General features: G+C 54.7%; 16 protein-coding genes and 2 tRNA genes. 4 read left to right on the forward strand and 14 right to left on the reverse strand.

Annotated features, from left to right (window positions below; translation table 11 throughout):
• Positions 1-2 precede the first annotated feature (2 nt).
• Genes ABDK74_RS06455 through ABDK74_RS06465 form a run of 3 tightly spaced genes read right to left on the reverse strand, consistent with a single transcriptional unit; the run spans position 3 to position 1,878 of the window.
• Positions 3-437: a flagellar protein FlgN gene (locus ABDK74_RS06455; RefSeq protein ID WP_346003173.1), complete on the reverse strand. Its 435-nt coding sequence runs from the start codon at positions 435-437 to the stop codon at positions 3-5.
• Positions 434-736, reverse strand: coding sequence for a rod-binding protein (locus ABDK74_RS06460; protein WP_194253716.1), 303 nt, complete (start codon positions 734-736; stop codon positions 434-436). The genes ABDK74_RS06455 and ABDK74_RS06460 overlap by 4 nt, the downstream gene beginning before the upstream one ends.
• Entirely contained in the window at positions 736-1,878 is a 1,143-nt protein-coding gene (locus ABDK74_RS06465) for a flagellar basal body P-ring protein FlgI (RefSeq protein WP_408874471.1), read from the reverse strand. Before ABDK74_RS06465 ends, ABDK74_RS06460 begins: the two co-directional genes overlap by 1 nt.
• 234 nt (positions 1,879-2,112) lie before the next feature.
• Here ABDK74_RS06465 and dksA point away from each other — a divergent pair, with 234 nt between their 5' ends.
• The 3 genes from dksA (at position 2,113) to ABDK74_RS06480 (ending at position 4,010) form a co-directional block, all read left to right on the forward strand.
• On the forward strand, positions 2,113-2,526 hold the full coding sequence (dksA, locus tag ABDK74_RS06470) for an RNA polymerase-binding protein DksA (protein ID WP_346003174.1): 414 nt from the start codon (positions 2,113-2,115) through the stop codon (positions 2,524-2,526).
• 52 nt (positions 2,527-2,578) lie between these two features.
• Positions 2,579-2,653, forward strand: a tRNA-Thr gene (locus ABDK74_RS06475).
• Positions 2,654-2,789: 136 nt separating this feature from the next.
• Entirely contained in the window at positions 2,790-4,010 is a 1,221-nt protein-coding gene (locus ABDK74_RS06480) for a site-specific integrase (protein ID WP_346003175.1), read from the forward strand.
• Here the strand turns inward: ABDK74_RS06480 and ABDK74_RS06485 are convergent.
• From ABDK74_RS06485 to ABDK74_RS06505, 5 genes are all read right to left on the reverse strand, one after another.
• Positions 3,997-4,683, reverse strand: coding sequence for a hypothetical protein (locus ABDK74_RS06485; protein ID WP_346003176.1), 687 nt, complete (start codon positions 4,681-4,683; stop codon positions 3,997-3,999). The two genes, ABDK74_RS06480 and ABDK74_RS06485, sit on opposite strands and share 14 nt — an antisense overlap.
• A 1-nt stretch (position 4,684) precedes the next feature.
• Positions 4,685-5,245: a recombinase family protein gene (locus tag ABDK74_RS06490; RefSeq protein WP_346003177.1), complete on the reverse strand. Its 561-nt coding sequence runs from the start codon at positions 5,243-5,245 to the stop codon at positions 4,685-4,687.
• Between the two features lie 129 nt (positions 5,246-5,374).
• A complete protein-coding gene (locus ABDK74_RS06495; RefSeq protein ID WP_346003178.1) occupies positions 5,375-5,818 on the reverse strand; it encodes a hypothetical protein in 444 nt (147 codons plus the stop codon).
• On the reverse strand, positions 5,815-6,666 hold the full coding sequence (locus ABDK74_RS06500) for a hypothetical protein (RefSeq protein ID WP_346003179.1): 852 nt from the start codon (positions 6,664-6,666) through the stop codon (positions 5,815-5,817). Before ABDK74_RS06500 ends, ABDK74_RS06495 begins: the two co-directional genes overlap by 4 nt.
• Entirely contained in the window at positions 6,659-8,257 is a 1,599-nt protein-coding gene (locus ABDK74_RS06505) for a primase-helicase family protein (protein ID WP_346003180.1), read from the reverse strand. The genes ABDK74_RS06500 and ABDK74_RS06505 overlap by 8 nt, the downstream gene beginning before the upstream one ends.
• 1,079 nt (positions 8,258-9,336) lie before the next feature.
• On the opposite strand from ABDK74_RS06505, the gene ABDK74_RS06510 reads away from it, so the two are divergent.
• Positions 9,337-9,420 (forward strand) — tRNA-Leu (locus ABDK74_RS06510).
• 427 nt (positions 9,421-9,847) lie between these two features.
• Here ABDK74_RS06510 and ABDK74_RS06515 read toward each other — a convergent pair.
• The 6 genes from ABDK74_RS06515 to tsaE form a co-directional block, all read right to left on the reverse strand.
• Positions 9,848-10,546, reverse strand: coding sequence for a GcrA family cell cycle regulator (locus ABDK74_RS06515; RefSeq protein WP_346003181.1), 699 nt, complete (start codon positions 10,544-10,546; stop codon positions 9,848-9,850).
• Between the two features lie 135 nt (positions 10,547-10,681).
• Complete coding sequence (gene rnd / locus ABDK74_RS06520; protein ID WP_346003182.1) at positions 10,682-11,872, reverse strand: ribonuclease D; 1,191 nt, start codon at positions 11,870-11,872, stop codon at positions 10,682-10,684.
• Between the two features lie 88 nt (positions 11,873-11,960).
• Entirely contained in the window at positions 11,961-12,287 is a 327-nt protein-coding gene (gene trxA, locus ABDK74_RS06525; protein WP_062029874.1) for a thioredoxin TrxA, read from the reverse strand.
• Between the two features lie 85 nt (positions 12,288-12,372).
• On the reverse strand, positions 12,373-15,948 hold the full coding sequence (gene addA, locus ABDK74_RS06530) for a double-strand break repair helicase AddA (RefSeq protein WP_346003183.1): 3,576 nt from the start codon (positions 15,946-15,948) through the stop codon (positions 12,373-12,375).
• A complete protein-coding gene (gene addB / locus ABDK74_RS06535; protein ID WP_346003184.1) occupies positions 15,945-18,995 on the reverse strand; it encodes a double-strand break repair protein AddB in 3,051 nt (1,016 codons plus the stop codon). Before addB ends, addA begins: the two co-directional genes overlap by 4 nt.
• The gene (tsaE, locus tag ABDK74_RS06540; protein ID WP_346003185.1) at positions 18,992-19,441 is read right to left on the reverse strand and encodes a tRNA (adenosine(37)-N6)-threonylcarbamoyltransferase complex ATPase subunit type 1 TsaE; all 450 of its coding nucleotides are present in this window, start codon (positions 19,439-19,441) and stop codon (positions 18,992-18,994) included. Before tsaE ends, addB begins: the two co-directional genes overlap by 4 nt.
• Positions 19,442-19,471: the final 30 nt, after the last annotated feature.

Raw genomic sequence — 19,471 nt, forward strand, 5'->3', positions numbered from 1 at the left:
TTTCAGGCCCGGCTTGTGAAAAGGGCCTGTCTTTCACTGACAGGCGCGTAGGTTCCCTGATTGCCGTAATTGTGCGGCAAAGTCGCCGCCGGAGTTGATGTTAACAGTTCGATCACACGCTTCTGTGCCGTAATCGCCCTTTGCAGAAGTTCACCGTTGCGATTGCCCAGTTCCGTCATCTGCTCCAGCAGATCGCGATAGGGAAATGCGGGCGGCTCTTGCTGAGCTGTATCTTCTTCATCATCCGGGCAGCAGGGGCAAAGATCCTTTTTACGGTCGTTGGCGACCGCAACTTCGTGTTCCAGCATCCTGGAAGCACTCTGCTTGTCGGGCAGGAGCGCCAGAGCATCGGGGATACGCGCTTCTTCCAATGCAGAGTTTTCAGCTTCCAGAATGGCAATCAGACGCTGCATGGCTGGAATAATGGATGCGCTCATTTCTGCTCCTGCATGGCCAGCATCTGGCGATTGATCGCATCCGTCATGCCGATACCACCATTGTTTTCCATCTGCTTGGCGATCTGCTCCACCAGCATGGGCCGGAACTGCTTTTCTCCTGCTCCCCCGCTGAACATGTTGTCGCTGTCGTCATCCGTTGCGAACATAGGCTGAAGCATCTGATTGATGGCCATGGATTCGAAATCCTGAGCAGACTTCAGGGTTTTGGCCGGGTCTGCCTTCTGCCCGTGTAACGGGAATCCCTGTGATATCGTGCTGCTGGTTGAGGATATGGTCATCAACGCATCTCCAGTTCTGCCTGCAGGGCACCATCAGCCTTGATGGCCTGCAGAATGCTGATCATGTCTCTTGGCCCCACACCCAGCGCATTCAGGCCCGCAACAAGCTCCCTGAGCGTTGTCCCTCCCGGCACAACCGCCAGATGCTGGTTCTTGCCCGTATCCACCTTGACGTTCGTACGCGGCACAACAGCCGTTTGACCATTGGAGAATGGACCAGGTTGAGAGACTTCGGGCGTTTCGGTCACCTGTACCGTCAGATTTCCCTGCGCCACAGCAACCGTGCTGATCCGGACATCCGCCCCCATGATGATGGTTCCGCTGGCTTCATCCACCACCACCTTGGCAGGCGTATCGGGCGTCACCAGCAGATCACCGATCCGCGAAAGGGTTGGAACGGGATCGTGGCTGCTCAGATCCAGCAGGACCGTCCGCGGATCCTGAACATTTGCAATCGGCCCGAAGGTCCGGTTGATGATCGCGGCAATCCGATTCGCTGTCGTGAAATCAGGATTCCGCAGACTCAAATGCAGATTGGCGCGATGGCTCAAGTCGAAAGGAACCTCCCTTTCGACAATGCCGCCATTCGCAATATGTCCACTCGTTGGAACGTTGCGGGTGATGGATGCGGCCGCGCCTCGCGCAGAAAAAGCGTTTGTGGCAAGTGATCCCTGAGCCACGGCATAAACTTCCCCATCCGCCGCCATCAGGGGGGTGACCAGCAGTGTGCCGCCCGTGAGGGAAGATGCATCACCCGCAGCAGAGACCGTCACGTCAATGCGGTTCCCGCCATGCGCAAAAGCGGGGAGATCCGCTGTCACCATAACTGCAGCGACGTCATGCGTCTGAAGCTGCGTTTCCTGATCGCGAATGTTGACGCCCAAGCGATTCAGCATGGAAATCAGCGTTTCACGGGTGAAAATCGTATTCGTCAACCGGTCCCCGGTACCGTTCAACCCTACAACAAGGCCATAACCGATTAACTGGTTGCTCCGTACGCCTTCCATGTCGGTAATATCTTTGATGCGAACACTGGCTGCCAGGGTGAAACCAGGCAGGAGCAGCAGTCCGACGCAGACAAGCGCAACAAGCCGCTGCATCAGGACGCGAAAAGATAACGGAGATCGCTGAATAAAACGCATGGGCGACGGGGGGTATCCTGATGCCTGCAAGACAGGTCTGGGGGTCTCAGATGCTGAGGATGGCCTTACAGAGTAAAGAAACCCCTAACAGACACGCAGATTTCCGCGCTTTCCGACAGACCGTCAAAGCATGTTCGGGGTTGGCGGATGCCGCTGGGGTAGCTATAAGCCGCGCGTTATCGCCTGCGGCTGTTGGAAGCGGACGTCGGCGGATCAGCCAAGGATTGGATGCGCATGATTACGCTGCCGCCGGATTATAAGCCTTCCGACAACGAAGAATTCATGAGCCCGCTTCAGGTCGAGTACTTCAGGCAGAAACTTCTGCGCTGGCGTGTCGATCTTCTGAAAGAGGCCGATGGAACGCTTGCGAGTCTCTCGGAAGGGGGAATCCATGAATCCGACATCACTGATCGCGCCAGCGTGGAAACGGATCGGGCTTTCGAACTTCGGACCCGTGATCGGGCGCGCAAACTGATCACCAAGATCAATATGGCGCTCGAACGTATCGAGGATGGGAGCTACGGCTTCTGCGAGGAAACGGGAGAACCGATCGGCTTGAAGCGGCTCGAAGCGCGCCCGATCGCTACCCTGTCCATTGACGCACAGGAGCGTCATGAAAAGATGGAAAAAGTCCACCGCGACGATTAGGACTTGCGCTTGGCGCGCTGAACCGTTACCAAGCGCGCCAAGGCAACGGTATGCTGCTGTAGCTCAGTGGTAGAGCACTCCCTTGGTAAGGGAGAGGTCGACAGTTCAATCCTGTCCAGCAGCACCATTTTTCCTTGTTTTTCAGAGACTTAAGATTTTGAAGAGTCTCACTTCCCACTAGCTTAGTGCTAGCATAGGGGCAGAAAACAAGGCTTTTGCGCGTGGATAAGCATAGTTCTAGCGTAGTTTCCGCACCATATAATGTGTTCAAACAGACCGGCTCTGCTAACTGGTCCGTCCGCTTCTCGATTCCCGGACAGGGACAAATCCGAAAATCTTTAGGAACGAGAGATCGCCACGAAGCGGAAAAGCTTGCTCAGAGATTCTATTATGAATCCCTCCTGAAAGCTGAGAGCGGTCTGAACGTCCGTGCGAAATCCATCTCACGAATCATTCAAGACTATATTGCCTATATGGAAGCGCGTGTTGCTCAAACACGTATGCCTAAAAATGTAGCACTCCAGAACACAGCCATCCTCACCCGATATGTCGATGGGTTCTTTGGCGCACACAATCCTAACTTCATTTCCAGCAAGACAGTGGATGCCTATCTCTCATGGCGTTCTGACTACTGGATTTCAGGACCGGGAAAAGACGTTTCGTTCATCACATACGAACGCAACGGAAAAACCATCACTTCCCCCATCACAGACAAAAAGCGAGTGCGCCCTACTCCCGCGACGTTGAATCGTGAACGTGCTGCCTTGAGTGGGTTCTTTCAGTTCTGTTTCGATTCGCAGTACATCAAAACCATTCCTGAAATCCGAACTGCCAAGGTGGGTTACACAGCGCGTCCGGGTTTCTCATGTGAGGAATACAAACGTCTTAGGGAGTACGCCCTCGCGCAATTCACAGAGGACAATCTGAATCCTGCTGTGAAGTACGATCGCATTCTGTTCAGTTGCTACATCCAGATCATCGCCATGACAGGCATGAGACCCACAGAAATGAAGAACATGAAGTGGGGTGACGTTCTAGGATTGAAGTTCAACGACAAGGGAAGGCCATACGCGCACGACGTACATCTGAGAGTGTATGGAAAGGCGAAATCACGCGAACTGATCCCGCATAGAGAAGTCAAAGACGCTATCGTTTGGCTTTATCGCACTTATCAGGAACTCGCTTCCTTCTCGCCAGACAAAAACGATCCGCTGTTCCTTCATCAAGACAAAACCCCATTCAAATCCTTCACAGGGCAGTTCACACGCGCCTTACAGGCATGTGACCTTGTGAGAGATTATCGTGGGGTTAAGCGAACGCCTTACAGCTTGAGGCACTTCTATATAACGGAGCAGCTTAAGAATGGCGTTGATGCGTACATCTTGGCGAGGAACACAGGAACGAGTGTGCAAATGTTAGAAGCGCACTACGACCACAACACAAATGAGAAGTACAAGGACATGTTACGTCCTAAGAGAGTTTAAAATCCTCAGCATCTTTGAAACTCTCTGCAATCTTAAACCAATCTTCATACATTCCGCGAGATTTCATAGCATCGGTGATTTTGGAATAGTTCCTGTAAATTTCCTTATCACCGATAAAACCTTTAGGTTTATAGTCAAATACAGGCACACTCAAACAATGAACAATCATTTCCTGAACAGCTTGTGAATCTATTTTGTACAAGAATTTTAATATTAACTGTTCTTTTGATTGATTAGAAATTTTTGTATGAGATATATCTTCCATAACCTCAGAAAATATTTCTGACATCTTTCTAGAACTTACTATAGCACAACCCCAAAACATACCTATTACATGCGTAAATTGAAAATTTCTCATATCTGATTGTGCAGCAAGAGCTTGATGAAAAGCCATGGCCGCTTTTTCAATGCTCTTAAATTCTTCATCAAATTTAGAAGATTCTTTCTCAACCAAATTTCTCAAAAATAAAAAAGTACTATTTTCATTTGCTATATCAGACGCATTTTTGGCCCATATTGCCGCAATGATAGCCGCGACAACAGCCATCAAAGTAACATACCCGCTAAACCACGTTGCTAAATCACCTCCTTTTACACAAGGAGCTATCTCATATGCTATTTCTATAAAAATTATTGGAAAAGCGAAAAGTAGACATATGGAAGATATGAACATGTTAAGTTTCATCTAAAGCCCTATAGACTGACATGCGGGAGATATTCAGCTTCTTAGCTATGTCAGTGACAGAAACACCCTCAAACTTCATCTTTTGAATGTCCTGTGATTGAGCCATAGCTGTTGGCTTTCTTCCGCGATATTTGCCTTGTTCCTTCGCTTTGGCAATTCCTTCGCGTTGTCTTTCTTTCATAAGTGCGCGTTCAAACTCAGCGATTGCGCCAAGCATGGTCAGCATCAGTTTCGAAGTTGCGTTGCGTGTGTCTAACTGAGTGCCGCCCATAGACAGGATGACCAGTGAGCATCCCTTGTGTTCGAGAAGTTCAATCAGTTCGAGCAGGTGTTGTGTGTTTCTGGCGAGCCTGTCTGGCTTCGTCACATACAGAACGTCGCCTTGTCTGAGGTTATCCAGCAGTTTGGTGAGTTCAGGTCTTGTGCGTTCCGTTCCTGACACCTGTTCAGAATACACGCGCTCACATCCCTGCCCTTTCAGTTCGTCAATCTGAGCCTGAAGGCCGTGTTGCTGGTCATGCGTGGAAGTGCGTGCGTATCCGAAAATCATTGTATGCTCTGTCACTTTGAAATCTTAGATATACAGAACATAATGTCACAAAATTATGAAAGCGAGTCCAAAGTGACAGAAATCCATATACTAATTTTTGTCACACATGGGCTTGCTCTAAAGTGACAATCAGATGCGTTCTAGTTCCAGTTTCACACAGACGTAATGGCGCACGTATTCCTCGCGCAAATCCATCCCATCAAATTCTTCTAACAAACCCGTTGCTTGCTGGATCACTTCTGAATCAGGCAGAAATGAACAGGAACCAAAATCGCACAAAACGTCATTCTGTATGACTTCCAAGCGATACTCACTTATCCCGCCTACATGCGTGACAAGCGACTCACGCCCTCGCATTCCATGCCTAAGCGCACATAAAGTTTCGAACGTACTTTTCTCACACACACCCGTTTGTTCGTTAATTTCGTAAGCACCGGGTCTTCTATCAAAACACCACCCGTTAAGAGTTTCGTATGCGCCTGTGAACGCACTAGAACCTCGCTTCGCAAGCCATTTTTGTGTGAGGATGGTTTGTTTCCGTACGTATGGAATCTCAAACAGAAGCGCGTTCATATCAGTCCCTTCTGGCGTAGGGACTTTATCGCCTCGCTGAACTCGCCGATCTTTGTTCCAGTGCCAGGCACATAAAGGATTGTGTCATATAATTCGCGCACTTCTTGCTCTGCTAATCCGACTTGAACCATCAGGAAATGACAGAACGAATAGACGCCTTTATGAGAGCGTTGAAAGTTCTGAGCCGCTTTCTTTTTCGCGTTGTCCTTTGCCTTTTTGCCTTTCTTGGCAAGGCGTTCTTGCTTCTTTTCCGTTTGCGCGCGCTCGTATTCGTCCCACTTCTCTTTGTTCAGAAGTTCTTGCTCAAGTGGTCCTGTGATTTCATATGGTTGTTTGTGTATGGATTGCTTAGTGACGCACTTCAAATGAGTGGATGACGAACAAGGCAAGTACCATATGCGAGACATATTCTTGCATTGCTCATCAAGAACAATATCTTTTTCGACAAACATCTGATTGAAATGATTAAAAAGTAACTCGTTTTCTTGTGGAGATTGAAGTTCTTCCGACAACTCCAAAATCACCCTGAACTTATGATGCTCTGGCTTGTGTGAGTGCGTTGTATATAGAAACCAGTTACATCCCATCTCATCCAGAACTTCACATGTCTTTTCGATTGAGTTGTTCTCGGAATCAAAATCCAACCCAAACAAGTCAGTACCAAGCGCGTTATCGTTCGTACGTTTTCCTTGAAATGAGCATAAGGAGAACAAAGAATTATCCTCCTTGTTCTCATACACACGATCAGCTTGTTCAGTCAGAAATGAACAGAAAGAACTGAATGTGTCAAAATGCTCTGATTTTCCGTAAATCTCCTTTGTTGATGCGTAATGTGTAATCTTAGTCATTTGTGTTTTCTCCGTATTTGCTGAGACCTTTCAATGAGTTGTTACGTTCTCTTTTAGCTATATGGATCACGTTTGAAGCCAGCTCGTCTGTTTCTTCAGATGAGAAGATTTCTTGCTCTTGTTCTTCTGGTGCGTACTTATCCAGAAGGGCTTGTTGAACAATCAACCCTTGATTGCCTTTTGGTGCGAACCATGTGGTGTGTTTGATGCGTAATTTCTGCATTTCAGAAGTGAAGAAAGCCAAGTCCATCGGTTTGTAACCGAACGTCTGTTGCCACGGGCAGAATTTCTTATGTAACTTTATAAATGAAATCTGTTTTCCAGCACCCAATTCAGAGAAGAATGGTAAATTTGAGAGGACAAATCTTTCCGTGATGGAGAGTTTGTTTTCTCCGACATATTCTTTTTCTTCTGTTTCAAGTGACTTATTGATCATTTTGTGATCACATTTGATTTCAGATAGTAATTTACAGAGAGAATGAACGAACTTTTGTTCGGGATCATCACGCTCGTTCTCAACCACGAAGTCTCTAACCATATCCTGAATCTGTTGTGTGGTTAGGTTGTCGTGCTTGGCAGGATCAAATGTTGATATGTACGAGAGCCTTCTGGATTCCTTACTGAATCCGTTTAGGATTTCTACCAAATTTCCTGTAATGACTATGTTTGCGATGTTAATAACTGTTGAGTCATTCATAAACTTAGTGCGAATTTGAATGGTCTCATCCGTTCCGTACTTCTTAACGAACGCACTCAAAATTTTTGGATTTTGTGTGTCCTGCTCATTCAAAATGAGAACTTGCTTGCCGATAATTTCGTTGTTGAACTTATTAGGATCAACCTGATTTTCGTCCAAGTCACCAATGGCAGTTGTGCCGATTATATGCTGCATGAACTTCATGAAGGAGCCTTTTCCGCATCCTTCAACTGGACCGATCAAAGCTAGTGTCGTGTGGTGCTTGATGCCCGGATTTTGATAAATCGCAGCAAACCAGTGGAGCATGTACAGGAACGGATAGAACTCAGTTCCTTTCCATAAATCGGTTGGAGTGGTGAATAAGTTATCAGGCAGTTCATTGGTGACGTTCGTAAGTGAATTTGCGTAAAGTCTCAAACCGCGCTTCAATAATTCATCGTCACATTTTTCAGGCGCATAAGTGAGAGAGTCATTCACGTAGGAATTGAGAACGTAGTTGCTTCTGAATTTAACAACTTTATCCGGAACAAACGGCAAGCACATTTCGTTTTTAATGCGCGGAGATAATTCCCATGCGATGAAATCTTTGATGTTTTGTTCTGTTATTATGGGTTGTTGGCCATGAACAAATTGAGGAATAGGTTTGTTCAGGAATAGCTTTTCCAAGGCAACCTGAAATGAGAATGCTGAGGCGTACTCATTTCGCATGTTGTCATTCTGAACATTGACCAAGCCATATCTGCCTGTCTTTTCAACAATGTAAGTTTGTTCAGCTAAAAATTTGAAAATCGCAAATGAGATCTCATCTGATTGCTGGACCTTTGTGCCAAATTCTTTTCTGTAGTTATAAGGTTTGTATAAGCGGGAGTTAATCCCTGTTGTTCTTGTTGTCATCTCTATAATCCTTCTTTTTAAAATAAGACAAAATAAAACCCGACATGAAATTGCAGTTCATGTCGGGTTTAGTCCGTTCTTGTCTTAAAAGAGGGATTATCCTTATTTAGCGAACTGCAATTTCGCTGTATGTTTCATTTCTATTTATCTTGTGGATATTCAATCAGTCATTCTCTATACGCATATCAGCCATACTTTAACTTAATGGGAGAAATGAGGACACCCCTAAAGTGGGAAATGAGAACGCAAAAGTAGGAAATGAGTAGGAAGGAATTTCCCACTTTTCCCGGTATTTCCTTGTTTTTCCAGAAATGAGGACCAGCGGAGCGTGAAAAGTAGGAAATGAGACCAAAAAAGAAGGAAATATTTCCTGAATTGAGCAGTTCCATTTCCCACTTGAGCCTATTTTTGCGCTCTCATTTCCCACTTTTCGCCTGTTTTTCCCTATTTACGCACTGATTTCCTTCTTTTCCTTCTTTTTCTAAAATTCATAATTATGTAAGTATAAAGCAATAAGTACTATTATCAAAAAAGAAGGAAAACAAGGAAATGAGTGCGCGTTACTTATTTGCTCGTTTGTCATGACTTACTTACGAAGTTATCATACTCCATTCATTTCCGATACTGTTTTAAATTAAATGTTTTAAGTGAGGGTGCTTCTGCGTGTGCTCATTTCTGGAAAGACGGTTCAACAAAAACAGTATATGGATTTCGCTTCTATAAAACTTCTTCTGGCGGGCGCTTATTCCTTTGAGGCTTTAGCAAATGAGGGAGGGTTATCCCCTTGAGCTAATTTAAAGTCCACACATGCCCCTAATCGTTAAGTTATGCGGAAAGTACCCCACACACTTAAAGCGCCCTACAGGCCCATCCTCGCGCCTCTCAGGGCTAGAGAAGTGCGTGCCATGAAAAAGTTATTTTAAATTTCAAAATCACTACGCACAAAAAAATAACTAGGGTGTGCGTTTGCGTGGATTACTCAAAGGTTTTGACCCCTGTGGGGGGTGTCTACCACATAACGATTCTAGGGCTTGAAATTCTAACATAGTCCTAGCATATTCGGTCTGTTGAGATTTTAAGTTTCTGTTTTACAATGGTTTTATGGCTGCATAGATCCCTTGGTAAGGGAGAGGTCGACAGTTCAATCCTGTCCAGCAGCACCAGTATAACAGCCAATGATCGAAAATAACGTAGTTATTCTCTGTGCCAGAATGGATCAAGTATCCGTCCGGGACATCAGCATATACTGATGGGCTCACGAAGCCATCTGAACTCTAAGCTCTGTACCTATGCTTGATGGTTATGGTTCTTCTCCCACGCAAAATTGATGTGGTCTCGCAAGACCATGCCCAGTCTTCCGTTAAATCATGACGCTTTGATCCTACCGCATTATCAGGTCGAATGGCTCCTTCTCGACGAGGACCGATTCTATCCTGCTAAAAGCCTACATTATGGACAAATCTGTACATAATGTAGGCTTCGAACGCCCACTCTTTTTTACTTTCAACCGTATTTCCAGATTCTCATCGTAAAAAAAGCCGCCCCTTCTTGTGAAAGGGCGGCTTTTTTTACGTTTATACATCTCAGAAATCAGTCACGACGATCGCGTATTTTCACATAAGCAATCGCGGCATGTTCGGCACAATACGGTTTGCCAGACAGCGGGGTCGCTCCACAGAAATGAAAACCCGGAGTCCCGGGGTCGCCAATCGGCCAGCAGCAGGAGGGGCCACGCCGGGTGGGACGGTCAATTCCGGCTGTCGAAAAACGTGGTGGCAAGGCCGGACGCGATACAGGAGCGACACGGGGTTCCTGTTTAGGAGGCGTAACGGCGGCAGGCTCGCGATGGAGCGCAGCGGTCTCCTTCTGAGCCGCAGGTACGGCGCGCGCAGCAGCAGCAGGCTGAGGGGCCTTTGGAGCCTCAGGGGCAACAGACGGGGCCTTACGGACGACTGCGGCAGGCTTTTCAGAAATCTTTTCTACAGCGTCTGACACGGCCTTTACCGGAGCCACGTCTTTACCGTCGGCAAACAGGTCCGATCCGGCAGTCTCGGTAGCCTTTGCCTTTGAGGGACTTTTGCGACGGGGTGCGGCTTCCGTTGTTCCTGCTTCACCGTCCGTAGTCTTACGATTACGGATAGGGGACGGACGGGGAGGCAGGCCCAGACGATGGGCTTTACCGACAACGGCATTCTTGGTGATGGAGAGCTGGCGGCCGATTTCGGCGGTCGAAAGTCCCTGACTCCACAGATCGCGAAGTCTGGCGATCGTCTCGTCCGTCCACTCCATATGTTCGTTTCCCTGTCCCGCTTCGGTGCCTAACGTGGCCCGATATGCTGTTGATTTGCAGTCCCGGCCCACCGGACCCGAAACATCTTCGGGAGGCTTCTTACCAGAAACTCCCCGCCACGTCGAAGGCGGTTCTTATGCGACTGTTTCCGCCACGTGCTGAAGCTCCACAAGACCATTCACGACGGCCAGCGCGATCTCGCCGCGCACCAGCGCCTGAGCATCCAGACCGAAGAGTTCGCGACGCCAACCGCGCAGTGCGCCGACATCGGTTTCTCCAAGAGCAATCAGATCAAGATCTTCCGAAGAGGCGACAAGACGGGGCGCCACCTTGTGCTCTTCGCACTTGGCAGCCAGAAGCACTCGCAAAAGCGCCACCAGAGCGGCAGAAGGGCGCGCCCGTTCGGATTTCGACGGGGCTTTCGGGAGTTCGGATTCCGGGCATTCCTGAGCGGTGCAGATAGCATCGAGCAGACCTTTGCCCATCTTGCCCTCGGCAAACCCACGGGTCACGCCACGGATACGGGAAAGCGCCTCAACCGTCTCCGGATGAACGGCTGCGATTTCCAGCAGGCTTTCATCACGGATGACACGCTGCCGGGGAATATCGGAATTCTGCGCTTCCTGTTCGCGCCAGGCCGCCACTTCCCGCAGAATACCCAGCATCCGGCGGTTGCTGGTGCGGGCTTTCAGCTTTTCCCACAGGCGACGGGGATCGGGGCGGAACGTCTTTTCTTCTGTCAGGACCGCTTGCTCGGAGTCGGCCCAGTGCAACCGGTCCTGCTCGGCGAGTTGTTTGCGCAGAGCGTCATAGACAGTCCGCAGATGGGTCACATCAGCTGCAGCATAGGCAATCTGGGCGTTACTCAGCGGACGGGCTGACCAGTCGCTGAAGCGATGCGCCTTGTCGATGCTGCGCCCCGTAATCGCGCCCACCAGACTGTCATACCCGACCTGATCGCCAAAACCGGCCACCATGGCGGCAACCTGCGTGTCGAAAACCGAGACCGGAAGACGGTCGAAAATATGAAGGAAAATCTCAAGATCCTGCCGGGCGGCATGGAAAACCTTGATACAATCCGGCTTGGCCAGAAGGTCGCCCAGCGGCGCAAGATCAATTCCGGGAGCGAGCGTGTCAATCAGGACGACGTCCTCGGTTCCGGCCAGCTGAACGAGGCAGAGCTCCGGCCAGTAGGTCTTCTCCCGGACGAACTCCGTATCGATGGTCACGAAAGGCTCGTGCTGCAGTTTTTCGCAGATACGGGCCACCTCCTCGCTGGAGGTCAGGAGAACGGGGGGCGGGAAGGTCGGAGCTTTCGAGCGCATGACACGATCCTACACAAAGCGCAGGATCGTGACCACGCCCCCACGTACTTCCCTCACCCGTTTTCCGGGCCGCTCAGGGGGAAAACGATCAGAGGGACTGGTCGATCCACGCCTTGAGCTGGCTCTTGGGCAGAGCACCCATCTGCTGTGCGACCGGTTTGCCATCCTTGAAGACGATCAGCGTCGGGATGCTGCGGACGCCATACTTCGTCGGGGCTTCGGGGTTGGAATCGATGTTGACCTTCGCAACCTTCAGGCGCCCCTGATACTCGGCACCAATTTCTTCAAGCGCCGGTGCGATCATCTTGCACGGGCCGCACCATTCCGCCCAGAAATCAACCAGAACCGGTCCTTCAGATTTCAGAACGTCTGCGTCGAAGCTGCTGTCGCTGACGGCAACGGTGTTTGCGCTCATGGGTATGTTCCTTGTGACGAATGAAGTTTCTGAAAAATGATATCGGCTGCCGTGCCCCTCACTGCAAGGGGGCTTTTGATGTGGATCAAGACCTTTGCAACGCCTGATCCAGCAGAAGAGCCGGGAGTGTGACAACAGCGGGCCCTTCCGTCCAGACCAACGAACAGTGAATGTCGTAGCCCGGATGAAGTTGCGCCAGAACGGCACGATAAGCCGCCATCTGGCGCAGATAGACGACGGGCGTCCGATCGGCGCGAAGCTGCGGATTACGGTTCGTCTTGTAGTCGCAGATCCAGATTTCTCCGTCGCCGATGCGCAGACGATCCACCTGTCCGAGCACCACGCGCCCGTCACTAACACCCGAAATCGGCTGTTCGGCACGACCGCCGGGTGCAAAGAGCGGCGCAAGATCCGGATGGGAGAGAACGCCTAGGACCTGTCTGGCCAGACGGAGAATCTCCGGTTCCGTCAAGCCCAGCGCCCGGCGGGACAGCCAGCGCACGGCCACGGCCTCGCGCTCTGCCACCGGGGTTTCCGGCAGAAGCTGAAGCAGACGATGGATCATGGTACCGCGGCGCATGGCCTGTTCGCGGACTGGTGTGGAACGACCGGCCAGAAGTTCCAGCGGCGAACGGGCAGCGGGGAGTTCGCCAAACTCTGCCCCATCCGGACGGCTGGGCGCGAGCGGACGCGTCATGGCATCTTCACGCGGGGCAATGAAGGGCTTCCAGTGCGGAGCGCTCCCCATCCAGTCTGGCAGCGTCGCGCAGGGCGGTTCGGCATCTTCAGCCCGGAAGGTGACGGGCGCGAGTGTGCGCTCCTCTTCCAGCACAAGCCGTTCGCCTTCCCAGCCGAGATCCAGAGATTCGGAATGGGCATTGGCCAGTTGACGGAACCCGGCCTCACACTGCCGGTACCAGCTTGTTTCGACGGGCTCCCGTTTGCCCGCCGCGCCACAGATCACCAGCCAGTCACTGGCGCGGGTGAGTGCGACGTAAAGCAGACGGTTGCTTTCAGCCCGCGCCTTCTCGGCATCCCGTTCGGACAGAGTAGCCGTGATATCCGTGCCCATGTCCTTTTTCGGGACCCAGAGCGGAAGTTCGAACGCTCCTGCCTCTTCCCACAGAAAATCGCTGCCGGGTGGCGGCTTGGACAGCGTATCCGGCATGACGACCAGACGCGCCTGAAGCCCCTTGGAGCCATGCACGGTCATGACCCGGACGGCACCCAGATCGCTCTCGGCTTCGCGCTTGCTGGTGATCTCGCTGGCTTCGAGCCAGTGCAGGAAGCCCTGAAGCGACGGCGGATGCAGGCCTTCATAACGCAGGGCCGCCGTCAGCAGTTCGTCCACCGGTTCAGCCGCTTCCGGCCCCAGACGGCGCAGCAGCCGCGTGCGGCCACCATGCTGGCCCAGCGTTTCCGCCAACAGACGATAAGGAGAGGCATAATCGACGCGCGCATAAAGCGTGGACAGCATTTCCCACGCCGCCCGCCAGTCCTCGCGCTCCCGATGCCGTTCGCGCAGAACGGTCCAGAGCGGCTGACCTTTCGGGCCGAGGGCATGGGCCGTGCCATTTCGGGTGGCGAGCGCCATCAGCGAGTCGTCCGTCAGCCCGCCGAGCGGGGATGTGAGAACGGACGCGAGCGTCAGGTCATCCTGCGGCAGAAGCAAGGCCGCACAGAGCGTCATGAGATCACGGACGGCGACCTGCTGCGTCAGTCCGACCCGGACCAGCGTCGCTACAGGCACATTGCGCGATTTCAGAGCCCGGATGAGCGAGCGCAGGAATGGCGAGCGTCGGGGCACGAGGATCAGCACGTCCCCTGCCGTCAGAGGCTCTTGCCCCGACTGCGGCGGACGTCCGATCTGCTGGTCAATCCATTCTGCAAGGGCTTCGGCAAGACGCTGCGGTGCGCTGCGCTGCCCGGTATTGGCAGAAGGCGCGCGCCAGGGCGTCAAACCCTCGTCATCGTCCTCGCCCTGAACGACGGGAACGAGCGGCCAGAGTTCCACCCGTCCCCCCTGCCCCGGACGCGCCGAAACATGCGGGCGAAGCGTCTTTTCGCCTTCCTGCAACAGGCCATGCGCCGCCAGAGGCTGGGAAAACACCGCGTCCACGAACGACAGGACAGGCGGGACCGAGCGGAAAGACACGTTCAGTTCCGGATCGCGCCACAGCAGTCCGGCATTGCGAACCCGGTCCGCAAACTCGGTCCGCCAGCGATGGAATTCTTCGGGCTGGGCGCCCTGAAACCCGTAAATCGACTGTTTGTAATCGCCAACCGCAAAGATCGTGCGCGGACGCGGCCCCATCTCCCACGCCCCCTCGCCCGCAAAGAACTCGGAGGTCAGCGCACCGGCGATTTCCCATTGCAGGCCGGAATTGTCCTGCACCTCGTCCAGCAACAGATGGTCGATGCCGCCATCGAGTTTGTAGAGCACCCAGGCCGCACCCGGATCGCGCAGAAGGTTGCGGGTTTCCTGAATGAGATCATTGTAATCCACCAGACCACGGGCGGACTTGCCCTCCTGAAACGACGTCAGCATCGGCGCGGCCAGACCGAGAAGGGCACGGTTCAGAAGCACCAGACGCAGGCTTTTGAGGCGCGTCTGAAGATCAAGAAGGCGCTGCGCCTCATCTTCCAGAAGCGCTGCAATCCACGGGACAGCGGCCTGTGAGGCCTTGCCGACGATGCCGTTCACCTTGCGCGGGCCACCATCTTTCGTCAGCAGGCATTGCGTCCACAGTGTCAGCAAGCGCTCGGCTGGTTCCGTCCCAAGCCATGCCAACATCTGTTCAATGAAAACGCGACCGGACACCGTCGCGCTCCCAAGCGCATCGCGCAGACCGGCCCGCAGATCGTCTTCCTTCGGCGGACGACAGGCGAGGTTTTCAAGATCCTCAATGCCCTCCTGCCCCGCTTTCAGAGCCTTGCGATAGGCGCTGACCACACTGTCCGGCAAAATCCCCCAGCGCTCCAGCAGCGGCCGGGCGCGACTTTCCTCCATGTTCAGTGTGCGGATGCGCTTGAAGAAATCGTCCAGCCCTACCGTTCCGGCCACATTGGCCGCAAGCTCCGGCGCACGGGCCAAACCATCTTCCATCGCCTCGCGCAGGGCCAGCGTCGTATCCGTCTCTTCCATCAGCGTGAAATGCGGATCGACCGACGCCTCCAGCGGAAAACGCCGCAAGAGCGACTGACAGAACGCATGGATCGTCTCGATCCGCAGCCCACCCGGCAGATCCAGCACGCACAGGAACAGGGCGCGCGCCCGGGCCCGGGTCTCGTCCGTGTTCGGAACGTCAAGACTTTCGAGTTCCGCGCCCAGCGTCGCATCCGGCAGCGAGACCCAGCTTCCCAGCTTCTGCTGAAGGCGATTGGCCATCTCGGCGGCGGCAGCCTTGGTGTAGGTCAGACACAGAATGCGCGAAGGATGCGCGCCACCTGCCAGAACCGTCTCGCCGTCGTCGGTCTGCACATAGAGCGGTAGCATCAGCCGCAGCAGACGGTCGATCAGCAGCTTGGTCTTGCCCGAACCCGCCGAAGCCGAGACAAACACCGAAGCGCGCGGATCAGACGCCTGACGCTGTGTGCGGTCGGCGGCGGCAATGACTTCATCCCGAGTAATGGGGCGGGAGATGGGAGGCATGTCGTTCATTCGCCCTCTCCTTCCGCATAGGCCGCGCGCCACTCGTCCACCCGGGCAAGCTGCGCGTAGTCGGTATAGCGCGGAACATGTCCGGCCCAGGGCTGGGAACGGTAGGGCTGATCGGGGTTATCGTATTCGTCTACGAGGGTCCGAAGCTTTTCCATCGCCCCGGCAATCAGGGTCGGCGCATCCGTGTGGGAGCGTGAACCCGGCACTTCGCTCTCCTTACCCGGCTCGTCGCCGCCGGTCAGATGCCAGTAGAGCAGTTTCTTCGTATCCACAGCCGGAACATCCCTGAACGCGCCCTTCGCCAGCAGCGCACCTTCGAGCACAAGCTGGACAGACCAGCCTTCCGAGACATTTTTGCCGCTTGGCGGCTGGCCGGTTTTGTAATCGAAGACCGTCGCCAGACCATCGGGCCCGATATCGATCCGGTCCGCCCGACCTCGAAGCTCGAATGGCGCGAAAGCGGCTTCAAGACGAAAAGACGCCGTCACTTCCACAAACCGCCCCTGCGACGGACCACTGTCTTCCACGTCCAGACGGTAAGCGGCTTCCTTTTCCGCCACCCAATCCGCAATCCGGGCCAGACGCGGGCCCCACCAGTTCACAAGAGCCGGACGCATATTGGCCTTCGCCAGCTCCTCGGCAAAAACCCGCCGCAGAATAATGCTCGCATTGGCGGGCCAACGCTCGGGGAAGTCCCGCAGAACGCGCTCCATCGCCTCATGCACGATCATGCCGAAATCGGCATGTTCCGCGCCTTCCTCCAGCGGTTTGAGCGCCCGGAGTTTCAGGACATGCTTGGCATAGATCGCGTACGGATCCTGCATCCATGTCTCGATCTCGGTAATGCTGAGACCACGCGGACGCAGGGCGACGGGCGGACGAGGTTCGGGCGGCGCAACCGCTTCGGCACCTGCCAGCGGCTGATCCAGACAGCGCTGCCAGTCCAAGGCGGGATGCACCGGCAGGCTCTGCGACCGGCCGCCGAGAAACGCATCCATCCGCACCATCCAGCGCGCCGGCACACCGGGCGCACCCTCACGCCGGGCCGAACTGGCGAACACGGCTTCCTTCGACGCCAGAATGGTCGAGACGAAATCATGCGCGCTCACACCCGTCTGCCGCTCCGGCGAAGGCAGACCAACCCGCACGCGCATCGGACGGCTCAGCCACGGTCCCGGATCGGTCGCGGGCGGCCAGACGCCCTCGTTCAGTCCGCCCAGTACCACGACATCGAACGCCAGAAGCCGCGCTTCCAACACACCGAGGATCGAGACGCGCGGATGCGCTAGTTCCACACCGCCGCGATGCGCGCGCAGGCCCGTCAGCATCTGCCCGGCCATGGACGTGTTGAGAAACGAATCCAGATGCGTCAGACGCTGCGACGGCAGAATGCCCGTATTGACGATCAGCGCCGCCAAATGCCGCGACAGCGCCTCACCATCCTCACCAAGCCACAAACGCGCGCCCGGATGACGTGGCTCCTCCTCCGGAGCGTCCAGTTCTTCCGCCGTGGCCGCCAGAGCCTCCGCCGTGTGGATCAGGCGTTCGAGCAGTTCCGGCAGCGGAATGGCGCCCTCAATAGACAAAAGCGGATCAAAGGCCCGCTCGATCCGCGCGATGAAGGCGGCAGGGCCTTCCGGCTCGTCCGGGACATCCGCGCTGGCGCCGTGGTCGGGCGTATGTTTCTTCTGCGTATAATCGTGCAGCGCGGCTTTCAGTCCGGCGATACCGGGCGCAGGGGCAGGTCCACGCAACAGGAGCCGTTCCAGCCGCCGGGCGGAAGCGTGACAGTCGCCCGGCGTGCGGCCCAGAGCGGCGAGCGGATGTTTCAGAACGGACAGCAGCGCGACGGGAAAAAGCTGCGCTTCGGCAGCCGTCGCGATCAGACGCAGGAACACGGCGGCCGGAGTCTGGGACAGGGACTCGCCCGCACTGTCATCAGCATGGATGCCGAAACGCAGAAGCTCGGTCCCCACACGCTGCGCCAGCGCCCGGTCCGGCGTGACGAGGGCGCAGGTTTTTCCGGCTTCGGACACGACATCGCGCAGGATCAGCGCAATGGCCTGTGCCTCCTGCTGCTGGTCCTGCGCGGGAAGGATGGACAGCCTGTCGATATCGCGCGGGCGGCTGTCCTGCCCCCAATGAGCAATGCCCTGTTCTGGCAGCAGCACTTCGCGCAGCATCAACTCACGCCCGCGATCACGTCCGCCATCCCAATCCGTCAGCTCTTCCCGGGCCAGCCCCAGATCCGCCAGGATTTCCTTCAGACCGGCCTGCGGATGCGACGGCGGCAAAGCAGCCCAGATCTCGTCCGCCATGCCCAGATCCACGCCCGGCAGGATCACAAGCCCGGCAGGAAGCCGCGCTACTACGGCCAGCACGTCCGATACCGCCGCAGACCCGTCCGCAAATCCCACGCCCCAGACGGGCGTGAGCGGCGGCTTTTCTTCCCAGGCACGGGCCTGCGCCTTCAGCCGTGCGATCTGCCGGGCCACCGGGTTGCACAGTCCCTCTTCTTCCAGCCATTTCGGCCAGACGGCCGTGACGATCTCCAGAAATTTCAACGTCTGCTGCCAGTGATCGGAAAAGCGCTCCTCCACCGCGTCCGGCAGGCGTTCAGCCAGATCGACACCGCTGCGTTCGGCCTCGTCCATCAGGTCCGCCAGTGCCTTGGCGAGCGGCCAAGCCCGGTCGATCCCCTTGGTGCTGTCCACACCGACACTCACGAGCGGCGTCTGAAGGATCAGCATCGACAGCACGGCCAGACGCCGCTGCGGCTCCACCGCCAGGGGCAACATGACGTCGATCCCGATGGAAGCCAGCGCGTCTTCATCCACGTCATTGATGGCGACGATGCGCGGCAGAAGTGCCGCCTGCGTGTCCAGAACCCGCAGGAAGGCTTCCATCAGCGCACGGCCCGCGCGGCGGCTGGGAACGAGGATCAGGCCCGGACCATCTGTTCCGGCAGCCGGATCACGCTCCAGCCATTCCTGCGCCACACGATCCAGAAACGGCTCCGTGCCCGCAATAGTGACGACACCACTCATGGCTTCAGTCCCCTCAGACGATCCTCGGACCAGCCTGTCAGTTCAACAAGGCGGGAGTCTTCGGTCTCTCCGGGAAAAAATGTGAGATGCAACGCACCTTCCGGCAGCAGGTCTTCCGCCCGCTCCGGCCATTCGACCAGCATGATCCCTTCGCACGCCTCGTCCCATGCCAGTTCATGCAACGCATCCGGCCCGTCCAGACGCCACAGATCATAATGATGGACCATTCCCTTCGGCGTCTCGTATGGCTGGACAAGCGCGAAACTAGGGCTCGGCACTTCCATCAGCGGGTCCTGCGCCAGATGCCTCAGGAAGGCGCGGGAGAACGTGCTTTTCCCGGCCCCCAGACCGCCTGAAAGGGCAAAGCAGTCTCCGGTGCCACAACGGTCGGCAATCAGGGCCGCCAGAGTTTCGGTCGCAAGCTGGTCATCAAGGCGTATCTGCATGGTGCCAATGTGGACCCGACGCCCCTGTGC

The sequence above is a fragment of the Gluconobacter sp. OJB genome, assembly GCF_039638275.1.
GTDB lineage: Bacteria > Pseudomonadota > Alphaproteobacteria > Acetobacterales > Acetobacteraceae > Gluconobacter > Gluconobacter cerevisiae.